The organism is Hyphomicrobium denitrificans 1NES1 (assembly GCF_000230975.2).
GTDB classification, from domain to species: Bacteria; Pseudomonadota; Alphaproteobacteria; order Rhizobiales; family Hyphomicrobiaceae; genus Hyphomicrobium_B; species Hyphomicrobium_B denitrificans_A.
On record NC_021172.1, the window covers coordinates 488,953 to 506,195 of the forward strand.

Consider the following 17,243-nt stretch of genomic DNA (forward strand, 5'->3'; position numbering starts at 1 on the left):
CAACAGGCTGGACGATAGTTCCGCCATGCGGTCAGCGACAGCGCATGGTGGAGCCGCTTTAATATCGAAGTTCGCGGAAGGGACCGGATGAGCAGTGAAAAGGTGGGGTCTGTGGAGAGCGGCGTGCGGCCGTTAAGCTTCGGGCTGATCCTGACGATGGCGATCGCGTGCGGCGTTGCCGTTGCGAACATTTACTACAACCAACCGATGCTCGGCGTCATCAAACGGGAATTTGCCGGTTCGTGGTGGGTCGGCTTGATTCCGACTGCAACGCAGATCGGATACGGGCTTGGGCTCTTTTTGCTTGTGCCGCTCGGCGACCTGATGGATCGCCGGCGTTTGATCGTCGGGCAATTTCTGCTTCTCGGAGTTGCATCGTTTGCCGCATCGCTTGCGCCGAATGCCGCCGCTCTGGTCGCTGCGTCACTCGTTGTCGGGGCTTGCGCCTCGGTCGCGCAACAGATCATTCCGTTCGCCGCATCTCTGGCGGCTCCCGATAAACGTGGGAGCACGATCGGAACGGTCATGGCGGGACTGCTTTGCGGCATCCTCCTTAGCCGGTTGCTTTCAGGCGTCGTCGCCACTTATGCGGGCTGGCGTGAGATGTTTCAACTCGGGCTGCCAATCTCTGTCGGCGGCGCGATCGCCATGGCGATCGCTTTGCCGCGGAACTACCCGCATTCGGGCCTTAGGTACACGGAGGCACTCAAGTCGCTGGTTCATCTCTGGGTCGCCGAGTCGTCGCTTAGGCGCGCGAGCTTGATGCAGGCTGCGATGTTTGCATCCTTCTCGGCCTTCTGGACCATTCTCGCGCTTCATCTGGAAGAACCGAACTTCAACCTCGGCGCCGACGCTGCGGGCTTGTTCGGTGTGGTCGGCGCCGTCGGAGTCGTTGCCGCGCCGCTTGCCGGGCGCCTTGCCGACCGGCGCGGGAGCGAGCTTGTCTTGTGCTTTGGGGCGGGGCTGGTCGTCGTTTCGTGGCTGCTCTTCGGAGTGTGGGATCACCTAGCCGGGCTGGTGGCCGGAGTGATCATCATGGATATTGGAGCCCAGGGTGCGCTGATCTCAAACCAACATATGATCTATGCCCTACGTCCCGAAGCGCGCAGCCGGCTCAATACCGTCTTCATGACGACCATGTTCGTTGGCGGCGCTTTCGGCTCGATCGGCGGCATCGTCGCGTGGGAGAGCGGCGGCTGGCTCGCCGTCTGCGGTTTCGGCGCGGCGCTCGCGCTGGCGGCCCTATCGCTGCAGATGTTCGACCGGGCGGTGGCGTCCGATGCGCGTTAGACGGCGCGAGCCAGCGCATCCTTCTGTTCGGCGTATTTGGAGAACTGAAGTTTGAAGAGGCGGCTGTAGGCGCCGCCCTGAGAAAGCAGCTCGTCGTGCGTTCCGCTTTCGACGACACGCCCCGCGTCGATCACATGGATGAGATCGGCGTGAAGAATTGTCGAAAGGCGATGGGCGATAACCAGCGTGGTCTTTCCCTTCGTCAACTGCTTCAGCTCCCGCTGAATGATTTCCTCCGTGTGACTGTCGAGAGCCGATGTCGGCTCGTCGAGGAGGATGATCGGCGCGTCCTTCAAAAATGCGCGGGCAAGGGCAATGCGCTGGCGTTGCCCTCCCGAGACCTGAGTGCCCAACTCTCCGACCTGCGACTCATATTTTTTCGGCAGCTTGATGATGAACTCATCGGCATTGGCCGACTTCGCAGCGTCGATGCATTTCTGCTCGGAGGCGGCTTCGAGGCCGGTACGGATATTGTCGATGATGGTTCCTTCGAACAGGAATGCATCCTGCCCGACCGTCGAGATATTCCGACGTACTGAAACCAGCGATGCAGATGCGATATTCTGGCCGTCGATCGTGATGAAGCCTGCATCGGGCTCCCGGAACCGCTGAAGCAGCGAGAAAATCGTCGTCTTGCCGCCGCCGGAAAGGCCGACGAGCGCGGTCGTCTTGCCAGCGGGTGCCGTCAAATTCAATCCGTTGATGACGTGCTTGCCACGTACATAGGAGAAGGACACGTCGTGGAATTCGATCTCGCCTCCTGTGACGTGGAGATCAGGCTTCCCAGGCGGCTCTTCTTCCTTGGCGGGTGTATCCAGCAGATCGTACATCATGCGAACGCCGACTATGGCAGAAGCAAGCTGCAGGTGGACGCGCGATACGCGCCGTGCGGGATCCGCACACATCAACAGCGCCGTGATGAATGCGAAAAACTGGCCCGGCGAGTCCCCGTAGTAGAGATTGCGCCAGCCTGCGTAAAACACGACGCCGGCGACGGCGAAGCCGCCTGCGGCCTCCATCATCGGGTTCACCGTCGCTTTTATGCGCAGCATTTTCGTGTTGAGTCGCTCGACAGCGCTGATCGCATTCATCGCGCGCGTTCGCATATGATTTTCAAGCTGAAACGATTTGACGACCAGCGTGCCCTGGCTTAGCTCGCGGGTCGCTTGAATAATTCCGGCTGTGGAGTTCACCTCGCTCTTGGCGGCTTTTTGAACGCGCTGACGGAGCTTTCGCGACGCAACAGCAATGAGAGGGCCGCCAATAAGCGATATCGCGGTCATGATCGGATCGAGGACGATCATCGTGCCAACCAAACCGATGATCGTGAACAGGTCTCGGCCGAAGCTCATCGAGATCATATTCAAGACGTCACGCGTCGAAGCCGCGTTATTCGAGATGCGCGTTACAAGATCGCTGGACGAATGTTTCTGAAAGTATGCGACGTCGACCTTCAGCAGGTGGTTGAACATCCGCCTTTGCGTTTCGGCAACAAGACGATTGCCAATAACGCCAACCATCACCTCGGACGCGTAGGCGGCTATGCCCTTAACGAGGAAGATCGCGACGATGCCAAGCGTGATGCCGACCAGGGCTGCGCGGTTCTGATGCACGAAGATCGTGTCAACCACGTGCTTCATGACGTATGCGCTGAGCGCCGTTGTGCCCGCTACGACCACCATGGCGACGATCGCCAAAGCGTATTGGGGCGCATATTCACGCCCGTAGTCGCGAGCGAGGCGTTTCAGTAGGTCCAGCGTTTCCGACGGCATGCATCTCTCGCTTAACGTGCGATGACGGTTAGATCTCCGGGTGCCCGGCACTGTCCCTTACAGTCCAGACGAGCAATGATTGTGGCAATCCCTCTATTTGCCCCCGCTGGCCCTTTTACTCCGCGAAGCGCGTCATTTCACGGCTCACGTGGGTCTGATCCCAAATCAAAATTTCAGCGTTCGACGGCAGGTGCGGCCAGCAACCGGCAAATGTCAATACGCGAACCTATTACAACTTATGGTTCAAAGCAGCTGTTGTCCCGCTGGGCAAGGGCGCCGCATCCAGATTGGCGAGCGGCGCTAAGGTTCATGAAGCGGGTTGGCCCGGCGCATCGAGTTCCGTGATCACGGCTTCGACATATTTTCCATAACTGTTGTTTCCGAGATTGGCGATCCACTTCCGCATCTCGCCGGGGGTAACAAACCCCATACGCAGCGCGATCTCTTCGGGGCAGGATATCTTGAGTCCCTGCCGGCGTTCCATCGTCGACATATATTCGCTCGCATCCTGTAAGCTGTCGAACGTGCCCGTATCGAGCCATGCGAATCCGCGGCCCATCATCACGACATAGAGGTTGTCGAGGTCCATATACATTTCGTTGAGCGTCGTGATCTCGAGCTCTCCGCGGGCGGAGGGCTGAACTTTCTCCGCCAGATCGACGACGCGGTTATCGTAGAAGTAGAGCCCGGTCACCGCCCAATTGGATTTTGGAAGCTGCGGCTTCTCCTCGATCGATCTCACGCGTCCGGTTTCGTCGAACGTCACGACCCCGTAGCGTTTTGGATCGGCAACTTGATAGACGAATATCGTTGCGCCGGAGGGTCGCGCAGCGGCGGCACGCACCATGTCGGCGAAGCCATGACCGTAGAAGATATTGTCTCCCAGGACGAGCGCACAGCGGTCACCGCCGATGAATTCCCGGCCAATGATAAATGCCTGCGCGAGTCCGGCGGGCGTCGGCTGGATCGCGTAGGTCAAGCGAATTCCGAATTGAGAGCCATCGCCGAGCAGGCGCTTGAATTGATCCCGATCCTGGGGTGTTGTGATGATGAGGATGTCCCGAATACCAGCCAGCATCAGCGCCGACAGCGGGTAATAAATCATCGGCTTGTCGTAGACTGGAAGCAGTTGCTTCGAGATCGCGAGTGTCAACGGATAAAGGCGCGTGCCGCTGCCGCCTGCCAGGATGATGCCTTTGATCCCACTCACGCGGCGTTATCCGCTCGTTGCGTAATAGTTGGCGTCGCCTCCGGAGTAAGAAGACCGAGACGCGATCCCGAATAGACGCCGTCGCGCAATGGACGCCACCACCATTCGTTGTCCAAGTACCATTGCACCGTAGTGGTTATGCCGGCAGCGAAGGATTGCTCGGCGCGCCAGCCGAGCTCAGATTCTATCTTCGTCGGGTCGATCGCATAGCGGCGGTCATGGCCAGGGCGATCCTCGACGTGAACGATGAGGTCCCGGCGCGGGCGCGGAGATGGGCAAAGAGCGTCCAACGCCTCGCAAATGTGTCTGACAACGGTGACATTTTCTATCGGGGCACGGCCTCCGATATTATAAGTTTCTCCGACGCGGCCATGCTCGACGACACGCGTCAGGGCCTTCACGTGATCGTCGACGTAGAGCCAGTCGCGAACCTGCCGGCCGTCGCCATAGATCGGCAGAGGCTTGCCTTCGAGCGCATTGAGAATGATGAGCGGGATCAGCTTTTCTGGAAACTGGTAAGGCCCGTAATTGTTCGAGCAATTGGTCGTTATGGTGGGCAAGCCGTATGTCGAGTACCAAGCGTTCGCGAGATGGTCTGAGGCGGCTTTGCTTGCCGAATAGGGAGAGCGCGGATCGTAGGCCGTGCTTTCGGTGAAAAAGTTGCCGGGAGGCAGCGTGCCGAAAACCTCGTCGGTCGATACATGGAGAAACCGGAAGCGGTTGCGTGCGGCATCATCGAGGTTCGACCAATAGCGTCGCGCGGCTTCGAGAAGAACATGCGTGCCGACGACATTTGTTTTGATGAATTCCGCCGAGCCGTTGATGGATCGGTCGACATGAGTTTCGGCTGCGAGATGGATGACGGCGTCAGGTTCAACATCGGAGAAGATCGCATCCATCGCTGCGGCATCGCAGATGTCGGCAGGAAAAAAGCGATGGCTCGGCTCCCGCGAAACGGACTTTAGGGATTCGACATTCGCGGCGTATGTGAGTTTGTCGACGTTCGCGACATGCCAATTGCGATCACGCACAAGATGACGAACAAGCGCCGAGCCAATGAAGCCCGCGCCGCCGGTGATAATAATTTTCATGCGCTCATCCCTCCCCTGAGAAGCCGCACGGTCTCTCAGAAGGCCATGGCCATATTTGCGAAGGAGGGTAGCCGCGTATCCTTGTCGGAAACTGTCACATCCTGCGGGTTGACCGGCCAAGCTATCGCGAGGCTCGGGTCGGACCACAGAATTCCGCCTTCTGCTTCCGGCGCATAGGGACTGGAGGTTTTGTAGACAACCTCGGTGTCGGCCTCCAGCGTGCAGAAGCCATGGGCGAATCCGACCGGCAGGTAAAGCTGGCCCCAGTTTTCCCGCGACAGCTCGACGGCGACATGCTTGCCATAGGTGGGGGAGGATCGTCGCAGATCGACGGCTACGTCGAGGATGCGGCCTCTGTTCACCCGGACGAGTTTGACCTGGGCGTGAGGTGCTCGCTGAAAATGCAGGCCGCGTATCGTTCCTCTGCGTGTGGACAGTGAAAAATTGTCCTGGACGAACGTGTCCGTCAGCCCGGCCTCCTTCAGAGCCTTTTCGCTATAGGTTTCCGAGAAAAATCCGCGCTCATCCTCAAAGCGCTGTGGGACGATCAGTTTCAAGCCTTCAATTTCGAGGTCCGTAACCTGCATCGGAGATCCGCGCGTTGAGTCGAAAGGGAGCGGTTGTTGGATTGGGCTGCTCTCAGCTCGCCGTCAACCGGAACTTCCGAGCCTCCGTCTGCGCTGTGTCGCTACGGAACAAGACGGGCTCCTGAGGGGTTCAGCACGGACACTTCTTGGAACCCTGTATGCCTCTCCTGGCAAATTCGCTTCGTTCACTGTCCGCAGCCCTCGTTGTTGCTGCGCTCTTGATCGCGACCCTGGTCCTTGGGCGAGAAATTCTAGTTCCGCTCGCGCTCGCCGTGATTGCCTGCTTCATCCTGGTGCCGGCTGTCCGCTGGCTGGAGCAGTATGCGCTACCCGAATGGCTTGCGGTTTCCTCGGTGGTTGTCATCGTTACGGGAATTTTGCTCGGCGCCTCTGTCGCGCTCAGTTCGCAGCTCTTATCCTTGGCTGCCGAGCTTCCGGCCTATCGTGCGAACGTCATGGACAAGGCCCATGCCGTCGTTGGCAGTTCGGCTCCGCCCGGTGTCGTCAGCCGAGCTATCGACGCCGTCGAGACCTATCAGGAAATGCTGAACCGCGAGCTGAAGCTCGGAGCCGACTCTTCGGCGCAGGAGGGCAAATCCGAAACGAAAGTCGTCGTCGCACAAGGCAGCGGCTCGGAGACATGGCACGGCATTCAAATCCTCGCCGAGCCTCTCGCGCAGACCGCGTTGACCTTCCTCTTTACGCTTTTCCTATTGGCTCAGTACCGTGATCTTCGGGATCGCGTCGTCCGGGTCTTCGGCACCGACAACATGACCGAAACCACATCGGCGATGTCCGACGCCGGCGAGCGCCTGTCAGCATTATTTACGGGGCAAGTCATTCTCAATGCTTCGTTCGGTATCTTTGTCGGCTGCGTGCTGATGATCGTCGGCGTTCCGAATGCGCCGCTCTGGGGCGTCGTTGCGTTCATCATGCGCTTCGTCCCATTTATCGGCGTCTATGTAGCCGCGATTCCTCCTGTTTTGCTCGCGGCAGCCGTTGATCCGGGCTGGACAAAAGCGATTTGCACGCTTGCCGTGTTCGTCATCGGAGAGCCGATCATGGGGCAAGTGCTGGAACCGTTCTTTCTCGGAAAGCGTGCTGGCTTGTCGCCTTTCGCGATGATCCTCGCGGCGAGCTTCTGGACGCTCGTGTGGGGGCCTATCGGGCTCGTGCTCGCAGCGCCTTTGACGCTCGTCGTGGTGGTTCTCGGACGATACATTCCCGATCTCGAATTCGTTTCGGTTTTGCTTGGAGACGAGCCGCCGCTCTCCGAGCAGCAGGAATTTTATCATCGCCTGCTTTCCGGGGACGCCTATGCGGCCGTCGATCAGATTGATGAGGCCAAGGAGGCGTCATCTCCCGAAGCCGTCTTGGACAATCTTGTCTTTCCCGCGTTGCATTTCGCGGTGATCGACCGGCGGCGCGGCCGTTTCGATGCGGAGGCGATGAAGGAGCTCGAAGAAGCGATAGGCGAAGTCGCCTCGGAGTGTCTGCCGCAAGTGGGCGCAGATGGGGCTCCGGTTTTGATTATCCCCGTGCGCGGCATCTTCGATACCCTGGCGGCGCGCTTCGCCGTGGGTGCGATCAATGCGCACGTTCCCGATGCGGCAAGCGGTATTTTAAGCGCCTCCGGTTTGACGGCCTTATCGAGCATCGATCTTGGCCATGCTTCGGCGCCGAAGAAGCTTGTTTTTATTACGGTCGCTGGCGTCGCCGAGAAAGCTCTCACCTTCCTTGCCAAGAAGGGTGCCGAGAAATTTCCGGAATCCCAAATCTCGATCTTGGACTTGACCCGGCCGGCAGGCAGCATCTCCGTAGCATCCCGCGGCAACAATAATCCGCAGGCGTTCAATCGGTTAACCGACCTGATGGCGTCCGTGGAGCCGAACGCTGTTTCTACTGCCGCAACCTCAACGATCGGATCAGCATCGTCTGCGGCGGAGCGAGGCACGGCGCTCTCTGGAGGCTACTGAGTCCGGCCGGAACAAAGTCGGCGGACACTGCGTTGGAATTCGCGATCGATTCCATCGCTCAATTGACGAGGTAAGCAATGGCACGTCACGACACTCCGTCCGAAGGACGTGGAGCATCCGATGATCTGGTGGAACGCGTTACGGATGCGGGAGCGCGTGCAGCAGACGCGATAGGGCGAGCCGCCACTCATGCCGAAGAGACTCGCGAAGAGCTTCTCGCACAGGGTGCTGAACTCAGCGCCAACGTCCAGAAGGTCGGCAAGAATTTTTCCAGGGCGCTCGACAAGTCTATCGCCGATCAACCGATGACGACTTTGGGTCTTGCGGTTGCGGCGGGCTTTGTTCTTGGAGCCCTTTGGAAGGCCTAAAGGCCAGGATACGTGCATGTTTGCTGCCTTATTCAAGCGCGCTGAGCAAAGCGTCGATTCTGCCATAGGCGACCTTGGCAATCGGATCGCCATCACGATTCCATTTCTGGTGGCATTAGGATTCGCGGCCGCGAGTCTCACGATCTACGTCAACAGGGTTTATGGGCCGGAGCTGGGTACTTTGATCGTTGCGGGAGCTTTCTGTGCTCTCGGCTTTGTCGTCGCGCTGGTTGTCAAAGCTCGCAGCCGGCAGGCCAATACTTCCGAAGCGACGTCGACGAACGAGACTGCGCCTGCGGAGGAGCAAGCCGCAACGACGGGAACGCAGTCGATTTTTGACGATGAAGCCGTGATGGCGGTCGTATCGTCGGCCGCCCCGATCGTCATTCCGGCCATGGTCCGCACGGGCTTGAAGAACTGGCCGATCCTTCTGGCCGCCGCTGCGGGTTTGTACGTCGCGAGCAGGCCGGAGCCGAATTCTGCCGGAACGCAACAAGATCCATCTTCATAATCATCTTGAGGTCGAGAACCGATGCCGAACACCACTTCACCTGATTTCGCGTCGACCGAGGATCGCGGCCAATATCCGGCGATCGACAACAACGGCGTGCGTCACGCCGCGCAAGAAGGCATGGACATTTTGAAAGACAATCCCATGCTGACGCTTGTGGCGGTCGGCGTGCTCGGATTTGCCATCGGAACGCTCGCAGGCCGATCGTCTATCAGGCGTCGCGGCTCGCTCGACGCGAATTTGGATTCGCTTCAGCAAGCGATTGAGGCAGCGCGTTCAGGCACCGCGGACACTGTCGGCAGTTGGACAAAGGCGTTCAGAGACGAGGGACTGCTACCGGATCAGATTCCGAACCGTGTAAAACAGCAGATCAAGCGGCTGCTTGCGTCCGTTCCGCATTGAATGGCTGCGCTTGTGCAGTGCATATCTCAGCGGACGAACAGGATCGTCAGTAGGAGCGACGAGTCTTCTATACCCTTAACTGTGTGACGCTGGCCGCCCTCAAGGTAAGCCCATTGCCCAGCGGAAAGCTCGATGGTTTCGCGGTCGAGCTGGAGCGCGGCGCGTCCTTCAAGGCAGTGCAGCGTTATCTCGCCTGGGACGTCATGCGCCGGAATTTCCTTTCCCGCGGGGACTACGAGGCGGATTGCTTCGAACGAATTCGATTTTGCGAGCGCGCTCGTCTTCGTATCGCAGAGCTTGCTTCCGAGCGGCGCGAGGTCTGCAACTTCTCCCGGTTTTACGTGATGTAATGCCATGCGGTATCCTCCTAGCTGGCGTCGCTTAACCGACATCCTTATTGTTCCGGCGCAGTTCCAAAATGCTAAGAGCTGCAACCGCGATGCCCGCGACGATATGGAGGATGCGTAGAGTGCCGCTCGCCGCATAGCTGAATATGAATGGCGACGCAGCCACCCAGACACCAAAAATCAATTGGCAGACTTCGATCCAGCGGCGAAAGTTTACGAGATCGGCTTCGGCAAGGACCATCACGATAAGTCCGGCGATTGCCGCATTTGCGACTGCGGGAGAATTTGCGACCTCCTCGACGATCCAAGGTGCCAAGGCGATCAGGATCCCAAGGAAAATGCCGAACCAGTCATCCCAACCGCGGCGCGTGCTTCTTAGGTTCCACTCGGCCATTCTCTCACGACTCCCTCGGTTTGACGTCGGATGGCGTCTCGAACTTATAGACCTTATTCTCCTAAGTTTATACCGGGGGCAGCGTGTTTGGGTTCACCTCATACGTGCGCGAAAGCTAGCGCGAACGCAGGCGTCACGAATTGAGGCGCAGCGATGGAAGCGATTGGGTAGAGTTACTTCTCGACGAATGCTTTCTCGACGACGAAGTCTCCCGGCTCGCCGGAGTTACCTTCCTTGAAGCCCCGCTCGGTGCAGAACGTCTTGAGCTCGCTCAGCATCGAGGGGCTGCCGCAAAGCATGACGCGATCATGTTTATTGGAGAGGGTGGGAAGGTTTATCTCGGCGAAGAACTCCGGCGATTTCATCAAGTCCGTAATGCGGCCGCGGTTCTTGAACGGTTCGCGCGTGACGGTTGGAAAATAAATGAGCTTCGAGCGGATGGCGTCTCCAATGTACTCGTCCGTCGGAAGCTCGCGCATGATCCTGTCACCGTAGGCGAGCTCGGAGACGATCCGGCAGCCGTGAACGAGCACGACCTTTTCAAAGCGTTCGTAGGTTTCCGGGTCGCGAATGATGCTCATGAACGGTGCGAGGCCGGTTCCGGTACCCAGGAGATAGAGGTTTCGGCCGGGCTTCAGGTTGGCGATGATCAAAGTGCCGGTCGGCTTCCGCCCGACGAGAATCCGATCACCTTCTTTGATGTGCTGCAGACGTGAGGTCAGCGCGCCGTCCGGAACCTTGATGCTCAGAAATTCCAGGTAATCGTCGTAGCTGGCACTCACGACGCTATAGGCGCGCGTCAGCGGCCGTCCCTCAATTTCAAGGCCCATCATGACAAACTGGCCGCTGTCAAAGCGGAGGCTGGGGCTTCGTGTCGCCGTGAAGCTAAAGAGAGTGTCGGTCCAGTGCTTGACCGAAAGGACTGCTTCGCTTGTGAATGGTGTCATTCCCCCCACCCATCTGAATAATGGTGCGCCGCTCCGGGCCAGCTGTATGACTGCAGGCGCGCAAATTCGCTGATTTCCCCTGATATATAAAGAAGAAAGACGCGTTATACGCTGATGCAAATCAACGCGGACTGGGCGATCACCGGGTATGCTTGGTTACTTTATTAGAATTCTTCAAAAAGGGCAGCCAGGGCTTTTGCGCCTTGTAGCTGGGCCTCGGAGTCCATTTTCGCATTCGTGGCAGCGATGAGTTTCGCGACGGTATTGTTGACGCCAGCGACCGGATTGCGCTCGTAGCCGCCCCGTTGAAAGAAGTTCGACGTCGGAATCTTATCGCGCAGGTCTTTCGACATCAGAACCATTTCGAAGCCGTTGCCGTCACCGGTCAAATTCATCATCTCGAGTTCGGCTGCCGATAGCGGTGCGTCGAAGTCGTAGCGCTTGGCAAATTCGACCGAGGTCAGCAGCTTTCTCACCTGAAGCAGCGGACCAATATCTACGTCGAGGTTGAGGGCGTGGATGCCTATGCCTTTCGGCGTGTCGGCGAGGCGGGCGTGGGCGTTCCAGCGATCGGGGACGCTTCGGCTGAATGCGATCATTTTCTTCAAGGTGTCGATCTTGCTCAGTAGCGCATCCTTGCGGACGCCATTTGCGGCGTTGGCCTTCCTTCTGAGAGCCGAGACAAATTCATCCCCGGCTTCCGCAAGAAGCTCGACGCTGTTGGTGCCGAGCAACTGATTGTATCCGAGAGCCGTCGAAACGGCGCGCGCGCCAGGCACATCATATTCCAGTCCCGCCTGCACATCATAAGTGCCGTCGCCGCCGGACTCGAACGCATAAATTCTGACGCACTGTTCGGCGGTCAGACCTGCGGCGCGTGCCGCCGCCGCATAGGCGCGCTTATAATCGTTCTCGGTCGCCGGTGTGTCCGGAACGAAATCGAACTGCGCCTTGGCTTCTCTCAAAAAGTCGGCGACGACGGGAACGGCTTTTTCGGCCGATGTTGCGCCTTCGGGGTTCTCTGGCTTCGGAGGGCCGGAATAGACGGGCGGCTGTTTCAGTACGTAGTCATTTGCAGCGATGTTCTGGAACGAATGTCTCGCGCGTCGCCTCGACCGTTTCTCCGTGATCGATTTCCAGTAAGGACCGGCGAGATCCTCGTAGGCCGCAAGCGCTTTTGCGTATTCGGCGAGCTTTTCGCGGTAAAGCGTTTGCTGTTTTGTGAGGTCTCTGTATGCGGCATGGGCTGTGGGAGTGTTGAACCAAGTCGCGATTGCCAGCATGGCACACGCAAGCGTCACTGCGCTCGCATTACGTTTTTCAGAAAGTAAGTCCAAGGGATTTCCGCTCGCGAATGGTGGCCCGAACCTGCTTTGCGGATGCTAACTCCATTTGGCGGCTGCGTCTCGGCGGCTTGCGCTCTTGCGACCGTCTCAGTTGCACGAAAGCTTTACATCGGGTTGCCCGGCGTTCGGCAGATAGCTCGTTGCGCACATTGCTCTTCGATGATTGCAAGTCGATGAGTGCAAGCGAGGCGCATTACGCGCCTCGCCACGGCGCTGGCGACGCTGCAGGACACACGCCAGCACCACCTGCGACTGGCAAGTAGATATGCCTGTCGCAGTTTTCGAATCCGAATTGTGGTTGAGACGTTTTCCCGCCCGACGCAGCCGACGCGTGCTGTCAGACCGGCGAATCTAATTTCGCATGGTTGACATTCCGTCAACGGACGATCTGCGTCTGTGCTCGGGACGCGTTGCGCTTCCGGGATCTCGCTTCCGAAAATCTGCTGCAAATAAATGAGTGCTTCGCGGCCTTCTGACGACCGTGTATCCAAACTCTATCTTGCGGGACGGCGACGGGTGCATGCGCATGTTGGCTCGCGCCCTGGTGTGCCTCAGAATAAAAATTCAAATTCTTCCTGAGAAAAAAATATTCTTACTAGTTGACGCAGGCCTTAAAGTCGCATAAGCCGATGTGCAGCATTCTCAACTAAAAAGGCAGGCCGTCATGTGCGGAATTGTTGGTCTTTTTCTTAAAAATCAGGCACTTGAACCAAAACTCGGGACCATGGTCTCCGGGATGCTGGGGACGATGTGCGAGCGTGGTCCGGACTCCGCTGGGTTCGCGGTTTACGGCACCCCGAGCAAAGGCAAAAGCAAAATCACAATCCAGTCGGCTGAGCCCGATGCGTTCAAGGGGCTTACCGAGCGGATCAAGAAAGAAGTCGGCGTCTCTTCGGACCTCACTTTGAAGTCCAGCCATGCCGTCCTGACGCTGCCGTCGGACAAGGCGGACGCGGTCGTGACCTGGCTCCGGGCCAACGTCCCGAACATCCGGATCATGGGCATGGGCGAGTCAATCGAGATCTACAAGGAAGTCGGGTATCCGACAGACGTCGCCAAGCGCTTCGAACTCGTGAAGATGTCCGGCAGCCACGCCATCGGCCACACGCGCATGGCGACCGAGTCCGCAGTGACGACCCTCGGCGCGCACCCGTTCTCGACCGGACCCGACCAGTGCCTCGTTCACAATGGGTCGCTTTCCAACCACGCCAGCCTCCGGCGCGAACTCGCGCACGATGGCATCCGCTTCGAGACCGAGAACGACACCGAAGTCGCCGCGGCCTACATCACCTGGCGCATGAAGCAGGGTCTCAATCTCGCGGATGCTCTCCGCGGTACGCTTGATGACCTCGACGGCTTCTTCAATTTCGTTGTCGGCACGAAGAACGGCTTTGGTGTTGTGCGGGATCCTATCGCTTGCAAACCGGCCGTCATGGCCGAAACCGACGACTACGTTGCGTTCGGATCGGAATATCGGGCATTGGTTGATCTTCCCGATATCGACAAGGCGCATGTATGGGAGCCGGAGCCCGCAACCGTTTATTTCTGGGAACGCTAACGTCAGCTAGGGTGCCGACACATGAGAACGATCGATCTTTCGAAGAGTTCGTTGCGCGAGCTCAATGAAGACCTTCACCGACAGGACTCGGGAGCGAATGAGGCGTCCTGGGAAGTTTTAAATCCGCGCGGCGCGCACGCCATTGCGGTCGGCGTCGACGCGCCGATCTCCGTCGATGTAAAGGGTAGCGTCGGCTACTACTGCGCCGGCATGAACAAACAGGCGGCGATTACGGTTCACGGTTCTGCCGGTCCGGGCGTTGCTGAAAACATGATGTCGGGCAAGGTCATCATTAAGGGCGATGCCAGTCAGTATGCCGGAGCCACTGGTCGTGGCGGAATGCTCGTCATCGAAGGCAACGCCTCGTCGCGCTGCGGCATCTCGATGAAGGGTATCGACATCGTGGTCAACGGCAACATCGGCCATATGTCGGCGTTCATGGCACAGTCGGGCCATCTCGTCGTGTGCGGAGATGCAGGCGATGCGCTCGGTGACTCGATCTACGAAGCCAAGCTCTTCGTGCGCGGCAAGGTGAAGAGCCTCGGCGCCGACTGCATCGAGAAAGAAATGCGTCCCGAGCATCACGAAACGCTGACCAAGCTCCTCAAGGACGCTGGACTTTCTAACGTCAAATCGAGCGAGTTCAAGCGCTATGGCTCGGCCCGCAAGCTCTACAACTTCAACATCGACAACGCGGACGCATACTGATGACGTACCATAACCCACAGACCACGCCGCGGAAATCCTGGACATTCGACGATTATACGTTGTCGGAAATCCGGCGTGCGGCAACAACCGGCATCTACGATATCCGTGGTGGCGGAACCAAGCGGCATTTGCCGCACTTTGACGATCTTTTGTTCCTCGGTGCCTCGATTTCGCGTTATCCGCTTGAGGGGTATCGCGAGAAATGCTCGACTACGGTTACGCTCGGAACGAGGTTCGCGAAGAAGCCGATCGAACTCAAGATTCCGGTTACGATCGCAGGCATGAGCTTTGGCGCTCTTTCGGCCAATGCCAAGGAGGCACTAGGGCGCGGCGCGACCATCGCCGGCACGTCGACGACGACGGGTGACGGCGGCATGACGCCGGAAGAGCGCGGGCAATCGAAGACGCTCGTCTATCAATACCTGCCGTCACGCTACGGCATGAACCCCGACGATCTTCGCAAGGCCGATGCGATCGAAGTCGTTGTCGGCCAGGGTGCGAAGCCCGGCGGTGGCGGCATGCTGCTCGGTCAAAAAATTTCCGATCGTGTTGCGGAAATGCGAAATCTTCCGAAAGGTATCGACCAGCGGTCGGCCTGCCGCCATCCCGACTGGACAGGACCCGACGATCTCGAAATCAAAATCATCGAGCTGCGCGAAATTACCGACTGGGAGAAACCGATCTATGTGAAGATTGGTGGCACGCGGCCCTATTACGACACGGCTCTCGCAGTCAAAGCAGGTGCCGACGTCATCGTTCTCGACGGTATGCAGGGCGGTACGGCCGCAACGCAGGAAATCTTTATCGAACACGTTGGCCTGCCGATACTTGCATGCATTCGTCCGGCCGTTCAGGCGCTGCAGGATCTCGGTATGCATCGCAAGGTTCAGCTCATCGTTTCGGGCGGAATCAGGAACGGCGCCGATGCGGCCAAGGCGTTGGCTCTCGGGGCGGACGCGGTTTCGATCGGTGCCGCTGCTCTGGTGGCTCTTGGCGATAACGATCCCTCGCTTAATGCCGAATATGCGAAGCTCGGTACGGAAGCTGGTTGCTATGATGACTGGCATGAAGGCAAGGATCCCGCAGGCATCACCACGCAAGATCCAGATCTAGCCAAGCATCTCGATCCGGTTCTCGCCGGGCGGCGTCTCGCCAACTTCCTCAAGGTGATGACGCTCGAGATTCAGACGGTGGCTCGCGCCGCCGGCCATAATAACGTTCATAACCTGGAGCCGGAGGATCTCTGCGCTCTTACGATGGAAGCGGCGGCGATGGCGCGTGTACCTCTCGCCGGCACAGCTTGGATTCCTGGAGTGAATGGTTCGGGCGGCTTGTAAGCCGCCCATTCTATTTTCAAATAAGCAGAAACGAACAAAAATCACGGGAGTGATAAATGCCCTTAGATCTAGCTCCGACTGCGCAAGATCTCGATCTCGCATCGATCGCGAAAGAGCGTGGCATCCGCTATTTTATGATTTCGTTCACGGACCTGTTCGGCTTTCAGCGCGCCAAGCTCGTCCCTGCATCGGCGATTGCCGATATGCAGAAGGACGGCGCAGGCTTTGCCGGGTTTGCGACGTGGCTCGACATGACCCCTGCGCATCCCGATCTATTTGGCCTTCCTGACCCGACGTCGCTGATCCAGGTTCCGTGGAACCGGGAAATCGGCTGGGTAGCTGCCGATCTCGTCATGGATGATAAGCCCGTTGCACAGGCGCCGCGCGTCGTCCTGAAAAAGCTCAGGGAGCAGGCTGCTGCGAAAGGTCTCTACGTCAAGACCGGCGTCGAATGCGAATTTTTCCTGACCAATGCCGAGGGCACGCAGGTGTCCGACGGCAAAGACAATGCTGCGAAGCCCTGCTACGATCAGCAGGCCCTGATGCGCCGCTATGACGTGATCGCGGAAATCTGCGATTACATGCAGGAACTCAACTGGGGTGCCTACCAGAACGACCACGAGGATGCGAACGGCCAGTTCGAGATGAACTGGAACTTCGACGATACCCTGCTGACCGCAGACCGCCATGCGTTCTTCAAGTTCATGACGCGCGCGATCGCCGAGAAGCACGGACTGCGCGCGACGTTCATGCCGAAGCCGTTCATGAACCTCACCGGCAATGGCTGCCACGCGCATATCTCGGTCTGGGATAAGACAGGCAAGGTCAACGCCTTCTATGACTCGTCGGACGAGATGGGGTTGTCGAAGCAGGGCTATAACTTCCTTGGCGGTATCATGCGCCACGCGGAAGCCCTTGCTGCCATCACGAACCCGACCGTCAACTCGTATAAGCGCATCAACGCGCCGCGAACGGCGTCCGGTGCGACATGGGCGCCCAATTCGGTGACATGGACGGGCAACAACCGGACGCACATGGTTCGTGTTCCGGGCAAGGGGCGCTTCGAGATCCGGTTGCCGGATGGCGCCGCCAATCCGTATCTGCTGCAATCCGTTATCATTGCTGCCGGTCTCAGTGGCATCAATAAGTCGGCTGATCCGGGTAAGCGTCTGGACATTGATATGTACCAGGACGGTCATCTCGTGACGGATGCGCCGAAGCTGCCGCTCAATCTGCTCGATGCTTTGAGAAACTTCGATAAAGATCAGGAGCTCAAGGAAGCGCTGGGTGTGGAATTTGCCGACTCTTACATCAAGATGAAGATGAAAGAGTGGAATTCCTACGTGTCTCACCTGACCCAGTGGGAGCGCGACCACACGCTCGACATCTGACCAAGACC

General features: G+C 58.4%; 17 protein-coding genes. 9 read left to right on the forward strand and 8 right to left on the reverse strand.

What is annotated here, in order from left to right; all coding sequences use genetic code 11:
- Positions 1-87 precede the first annotated feature (87 nt).
- Positions 88-1,290: an MFS transporter gene (locus HYPDE_RS02315; protein WP_051111950.1), complete on the forward strand. Its 1,203-nt coding sequence runs from the start codon at positions 88-90 to the stop codon at positions 1,288-1,290.
- Here the strand turns inward: HYPDE_RS02315 and HYPDE_RS02320 are convergent.
- The 4 genes from HYPDE_RS02320 to rfbC form a co-directional block, all read right to left on the reverse strand.
- On the reverse strand, positions 1,287-3,062 hold the full coding sequence (locus HYPDE_RS02320) for an ABC transporter ATP-binding protein (protein WP_015596721.1): 1,776 nt from the start codon (positions 3,060-3,062) through the stop codon (positions 1,287-1,289). The genes HYPDE_RS02315 and HYPDE_RS02320 overlap by 4 nt on opposite strands.
- Before the next feature lie 307 nt (positions 3,063-3,369).
- A complete protein-coding gene (rfbA, locus tag HYPDE_RS02325) occupies positions 3,370-4,263 on the reverse strand; it encodes a glucose-1-phosphate thymidylyltransferase RfbA (RefSeq protein ID WP_041320755.1) in 894 nt (297 codons plus the stop codon).
- Between the two features lie 5 nt (positions 4,264-4,268).
- A complete protein-coding gene (gene rfbB, locus HYPDE_RS02330; RefSeq protein WP_015596723.1) occupies positions 4,269-5,363 on the reverse strand; it encodes a dTDP-glucose 4,6-dehydratase in 1,095 nt (364 codons plus the stop codon).
- Between the two features lie 35 nt (positions 5,364-5,398).
- A complete protein-coding gene (gene rfbC, locus HYPDE_RS02335) occupies positions 5,399-5,950 on the reverse strand; it encodes a dTDP-4-dehydrorhamnose 3,5-epimerase (protein ID WP_015596724.1) in 552 nt (183 codons plus the stop codon).
- A gap of 158 nt (positions 5,951-6,108) precedes the next feature.
- Between rfbC and HYPDE_RS02340 the strand changes: the two genes are divergently transcribed.
- From HYPDE_RS02340 to HYPDE_RS02355, 4 genes are all read left to right on the forward strand, one after another.
- Positions 6,109-7,926 carry an AI-2E family transporter gene (locus tag HYPDE_RS02340; RefSeq protein ID WP_015596725.1) on the forward strand — a complete coding sequence of 606 codons (1,818 nt, stop codon included), beginning with the start codon at positions 6,109-6,111 and terminating at the stop codon, positions 7,924-7,926.
- A gap of 77 nt (positions 7,927-8,003) precedes the next feature.
- The gene (locus HYPDE_RS02345; protein ID WP_015596726.1) at positions 8,004-8,294 is read left to right on the forward strand and encodes a hypothetical protein; all 291 of its coding nucleotides are present in this window, start codon (positions 8,004-8,006) and stop codon (positions 8,292-8,294) included.
- A 16-nt stretch (positions 8,295-8,310) separates the two neighbouring features.
- Positions 8,311-8,805, forward strand: a complete 495-nt coding sequence (locus HYPDE_RS02350) for a hypothetical protein (RefSeq protein ID WP_015596727.1) — start codon at positions 8,311-8,313, stop codon at positions 8,803-8,805.
- A gap of 21 nt (positions 8,806-8,826) precedes the next feature.
- Positions 8,827-9,207: a hypothetical protein gene (locus HYPDE_RS02355; protein ID WP_015596728.1), complete on the forward strand. Its 381-nt coding sequence runs from the start codon at positions 8,827-8,829 to the stop codon at positions 9,205-9,207.
- Positions 9,208-9,233: 26 nt separating this feature from the next.
- Here the strand turns inward: HYPDE_RS02355 and HYPDE_RS02360 are convergent, their stop codons facing one another.
- From HYPDE_RS02360 to HYPDE_RS02375, 4 genes are all read right to left on the reverse strand, one after another.
- On the reverse strand, positions 9,234-9,563 hold the full coding sequence (locus tag HYPDE_RS02360) for a cupin domain-containing protein (protein ID WP_015596729.1): 330 nt from the start codon (positions 9,561-9,563) through the stop codon (positions 9,234-9,236).
- 25 nt (positions 9,564-9,588) lie between these two features.
- Entirely contained in the window at positions 9,589-9,948 is a 360-nt protein-coding gene (locus tag HYPDE_RS02365) for an SPW repeat domain-containing protein (protein ID WP_015596730.1), read from the reverse strand.
- Positions 9,949-10,121: 173 nt separating this feature from the next.
- Entirely contained in the window at positions 10,122-10,895 is a 774-nt protein-coding gene (locus HYPDE_RS02370; RefSeq protein WP_015596731.1) for a ferredoxin--NADP reductase, read from the reverse strand.
- Positions 10,896-11,059: 164 nt separating this feature from the next.
- On the reverse strand, positions 11,060-12,178 hold the full coding sequence (locus HYPDE_RS02375) for a hypothetical protein (protein WP_432263864.1): 1,119 nt from the start codon (positions 12,176-12,178) through the stop codon (positions 11,060-11,062).
- Positions 12,179-12,905: 727 nt separating this feature from the next.
- Here HYPDE_RS02375 and HYPDE_RS02380 point away from each other — a divergent pair.
- The 4 genes from HYPDE_RS02380 to glnT are packed head-to-tail and all read left to right on the forward strand — an operon-like array spanning position 12,906 to position 17,235.
- A complete protein-coding gene (locus HYPDE_RS02380; RefSeq protein ID WP_015596734.1) occupies positions 12,906-13,799 on the forward strand; it encodes a class II glutamine amidotransferase in 894 nt (297 codons plus the stop codon).
- A 21-nt stretch (positions 13,800-13,820) separates the two neighbouring features.
- Positions 13,821-14,507 carry a GXGXG domain-containing protein gene (locus HYPDE_RS02385; RefSeq protein WP_015596735.1) on the forward strand — a complete coding sequence of 229 codons (687 nt, stop codon included), beginning with the start codon at positions 13,821-13,823 and terminating at the stop codon, positions 14,505-14,507.
- Positions 14,507-15,844, forward strand: a complete 1,338-nt coding sequence (locus tag HYPDE_RS02390) for an FMN-binding glutamate synthase family protein (protein WP_015596736.1) — start codon at positions 14,507-14,509, stop codon at positions 15,842-15,844. Before HYPDE_RS02385 ends, HYPDE_RS02390 begins: the two co-directional genes overlap by 1 nt.
- Positions 15,845-15,900: 56 nt before the next feature.
- Positions 15,901-17,235 carry a type III glutamate--ammonia ligase gene (gene glnT / locus HYPDE_RS02395; RefSeq protein ID WP_015596737.1) on the forward strand — a complete coding sequence of 445 codons (1,335 nt, stop codon included), beginning with the start codon at positions 15,901-15,903 and terminating at the stop codon, positions 17,233-17,235.
- The last annotated feature ends 8 nt before the right edge of the window (positions 17,236-17,243 follow it).

Excerpts from the sequence above, each read along its gene's own strand:
- HYPDE_RS02350 (WP_015596727.1), top strand. The coding sequence starts at position 8,311 with ATGTTTGCTGCCTTATTCAAGCGCGCTGAGCAAAGCGTCGATTCTGCC.
- HYPDE_RS02320 (WP_015596721.1), bottom strand. The coding sequence starts at position 3,062 with ATGCCGTCGGAAACGCTGGACCTACTGAAACGCCTCGCTCGCGACTAC.
- HYPDE_RS02370 (WP_015596731.1), bottom strand. The coding sequence starts at position 10,895 with ATGACACCATTCACAAGCGAAGCAGTCCTTTCGGTCAAGCACTGGACC.
- HYPDE_RS02345 (WP_015596726.1), top strand. The coding sequence starts at position 8,004 with ATGGCACGTCACGACACTCCGTCCGAAGGACGTGGAGCATCCGATGAT.
- HYPDE_RS02360 (WP_015596729.1), bottom strand. The coding sequence starts at position 9,563 with ATGGCATTACATCACGTAAAACCGGGAGAAGTTGCAGACCTCGCGCCG.
- HYPDE_RS02380 (WP_015596734.1), top strand. The coding sequence starts at position 12,906 with ATGTGCGGAATTGTTGGTCTTTTTCTTAAAAATCAGGCACTTGAACCA.
- rfbC (WP_015596724.1), bottom strand. The coding sequence starts at position 5,950 with ATGCAGGTTACGGACCTCGAAATTGAAGGCTTGAAACTGATCGTCCCA.
- HYPDE_RS02315 (WP_051111950.1), top strand. The coding sequence starts at position 88 with ATGAGCAGTGAAAAGGTGGGGTCTGTGGAGAGCGGCGTGCGGCCGTTA.
- rfbB (WP_015596723.1), bottom strand. The coding sequence starts at position 5,363 with ATGAAAATTATTATCACCGGCGGCGCGGGCTTCATTGGCTCGGCGCTT.
- HYPDE_RS02365 (WP_015596730.1), bottom strand. The coding sequence starts at position 9,948 with ATGGCCGAGTGGAACCTAAGAAGCACGCGCCGCGGTTGGGATGACTGG.
- HYPDE_RS02375 (WP_432263864.1), bottom strand. The coding sequence starts at position 12,178 with ATGCTGGCAATCGCGACTTGGTTCAACACTCCCACAGCCCATGCCGCA.
- HYPDE_RS02355 (WP_015596728.1), top strand. The coding sequence starts at position 8,827 with ATGCCGAACACCACTTCACCTGATTTCGCGTCGACCGAGGATCGCGGC.
- HYPDE_RS02340 (WP_015596725.1), top strand. The coding sequence starts at position 6,109 with ATGCCTCTCCTGGCAAATTCGCTTCGTTCACTGTCCGCAGCCCTCGTT.
- HYPDE_RS02390 (WP_015596736.1), top strand. The coding sequence starts at position 14,507 with ATGACGTACCATAACCCACAGACCACGCCGCGGAAATCCTGGACATTC.
- glnT (WP_015596737.1), top strand. The coding sequence starts at position 15,901 with ATGCCCTTAGATCTAGCTCCGACTGCGCAAGATCTCGATCTCGCATCG.
- HYPDE_RS02385 (WP_015596735.1), top strand. The coding sequence starts at position 13,821 with ATGAGAACGATCGATCTTTCGAAGAGTTCGTTGCGCGAGCTCAATGAA.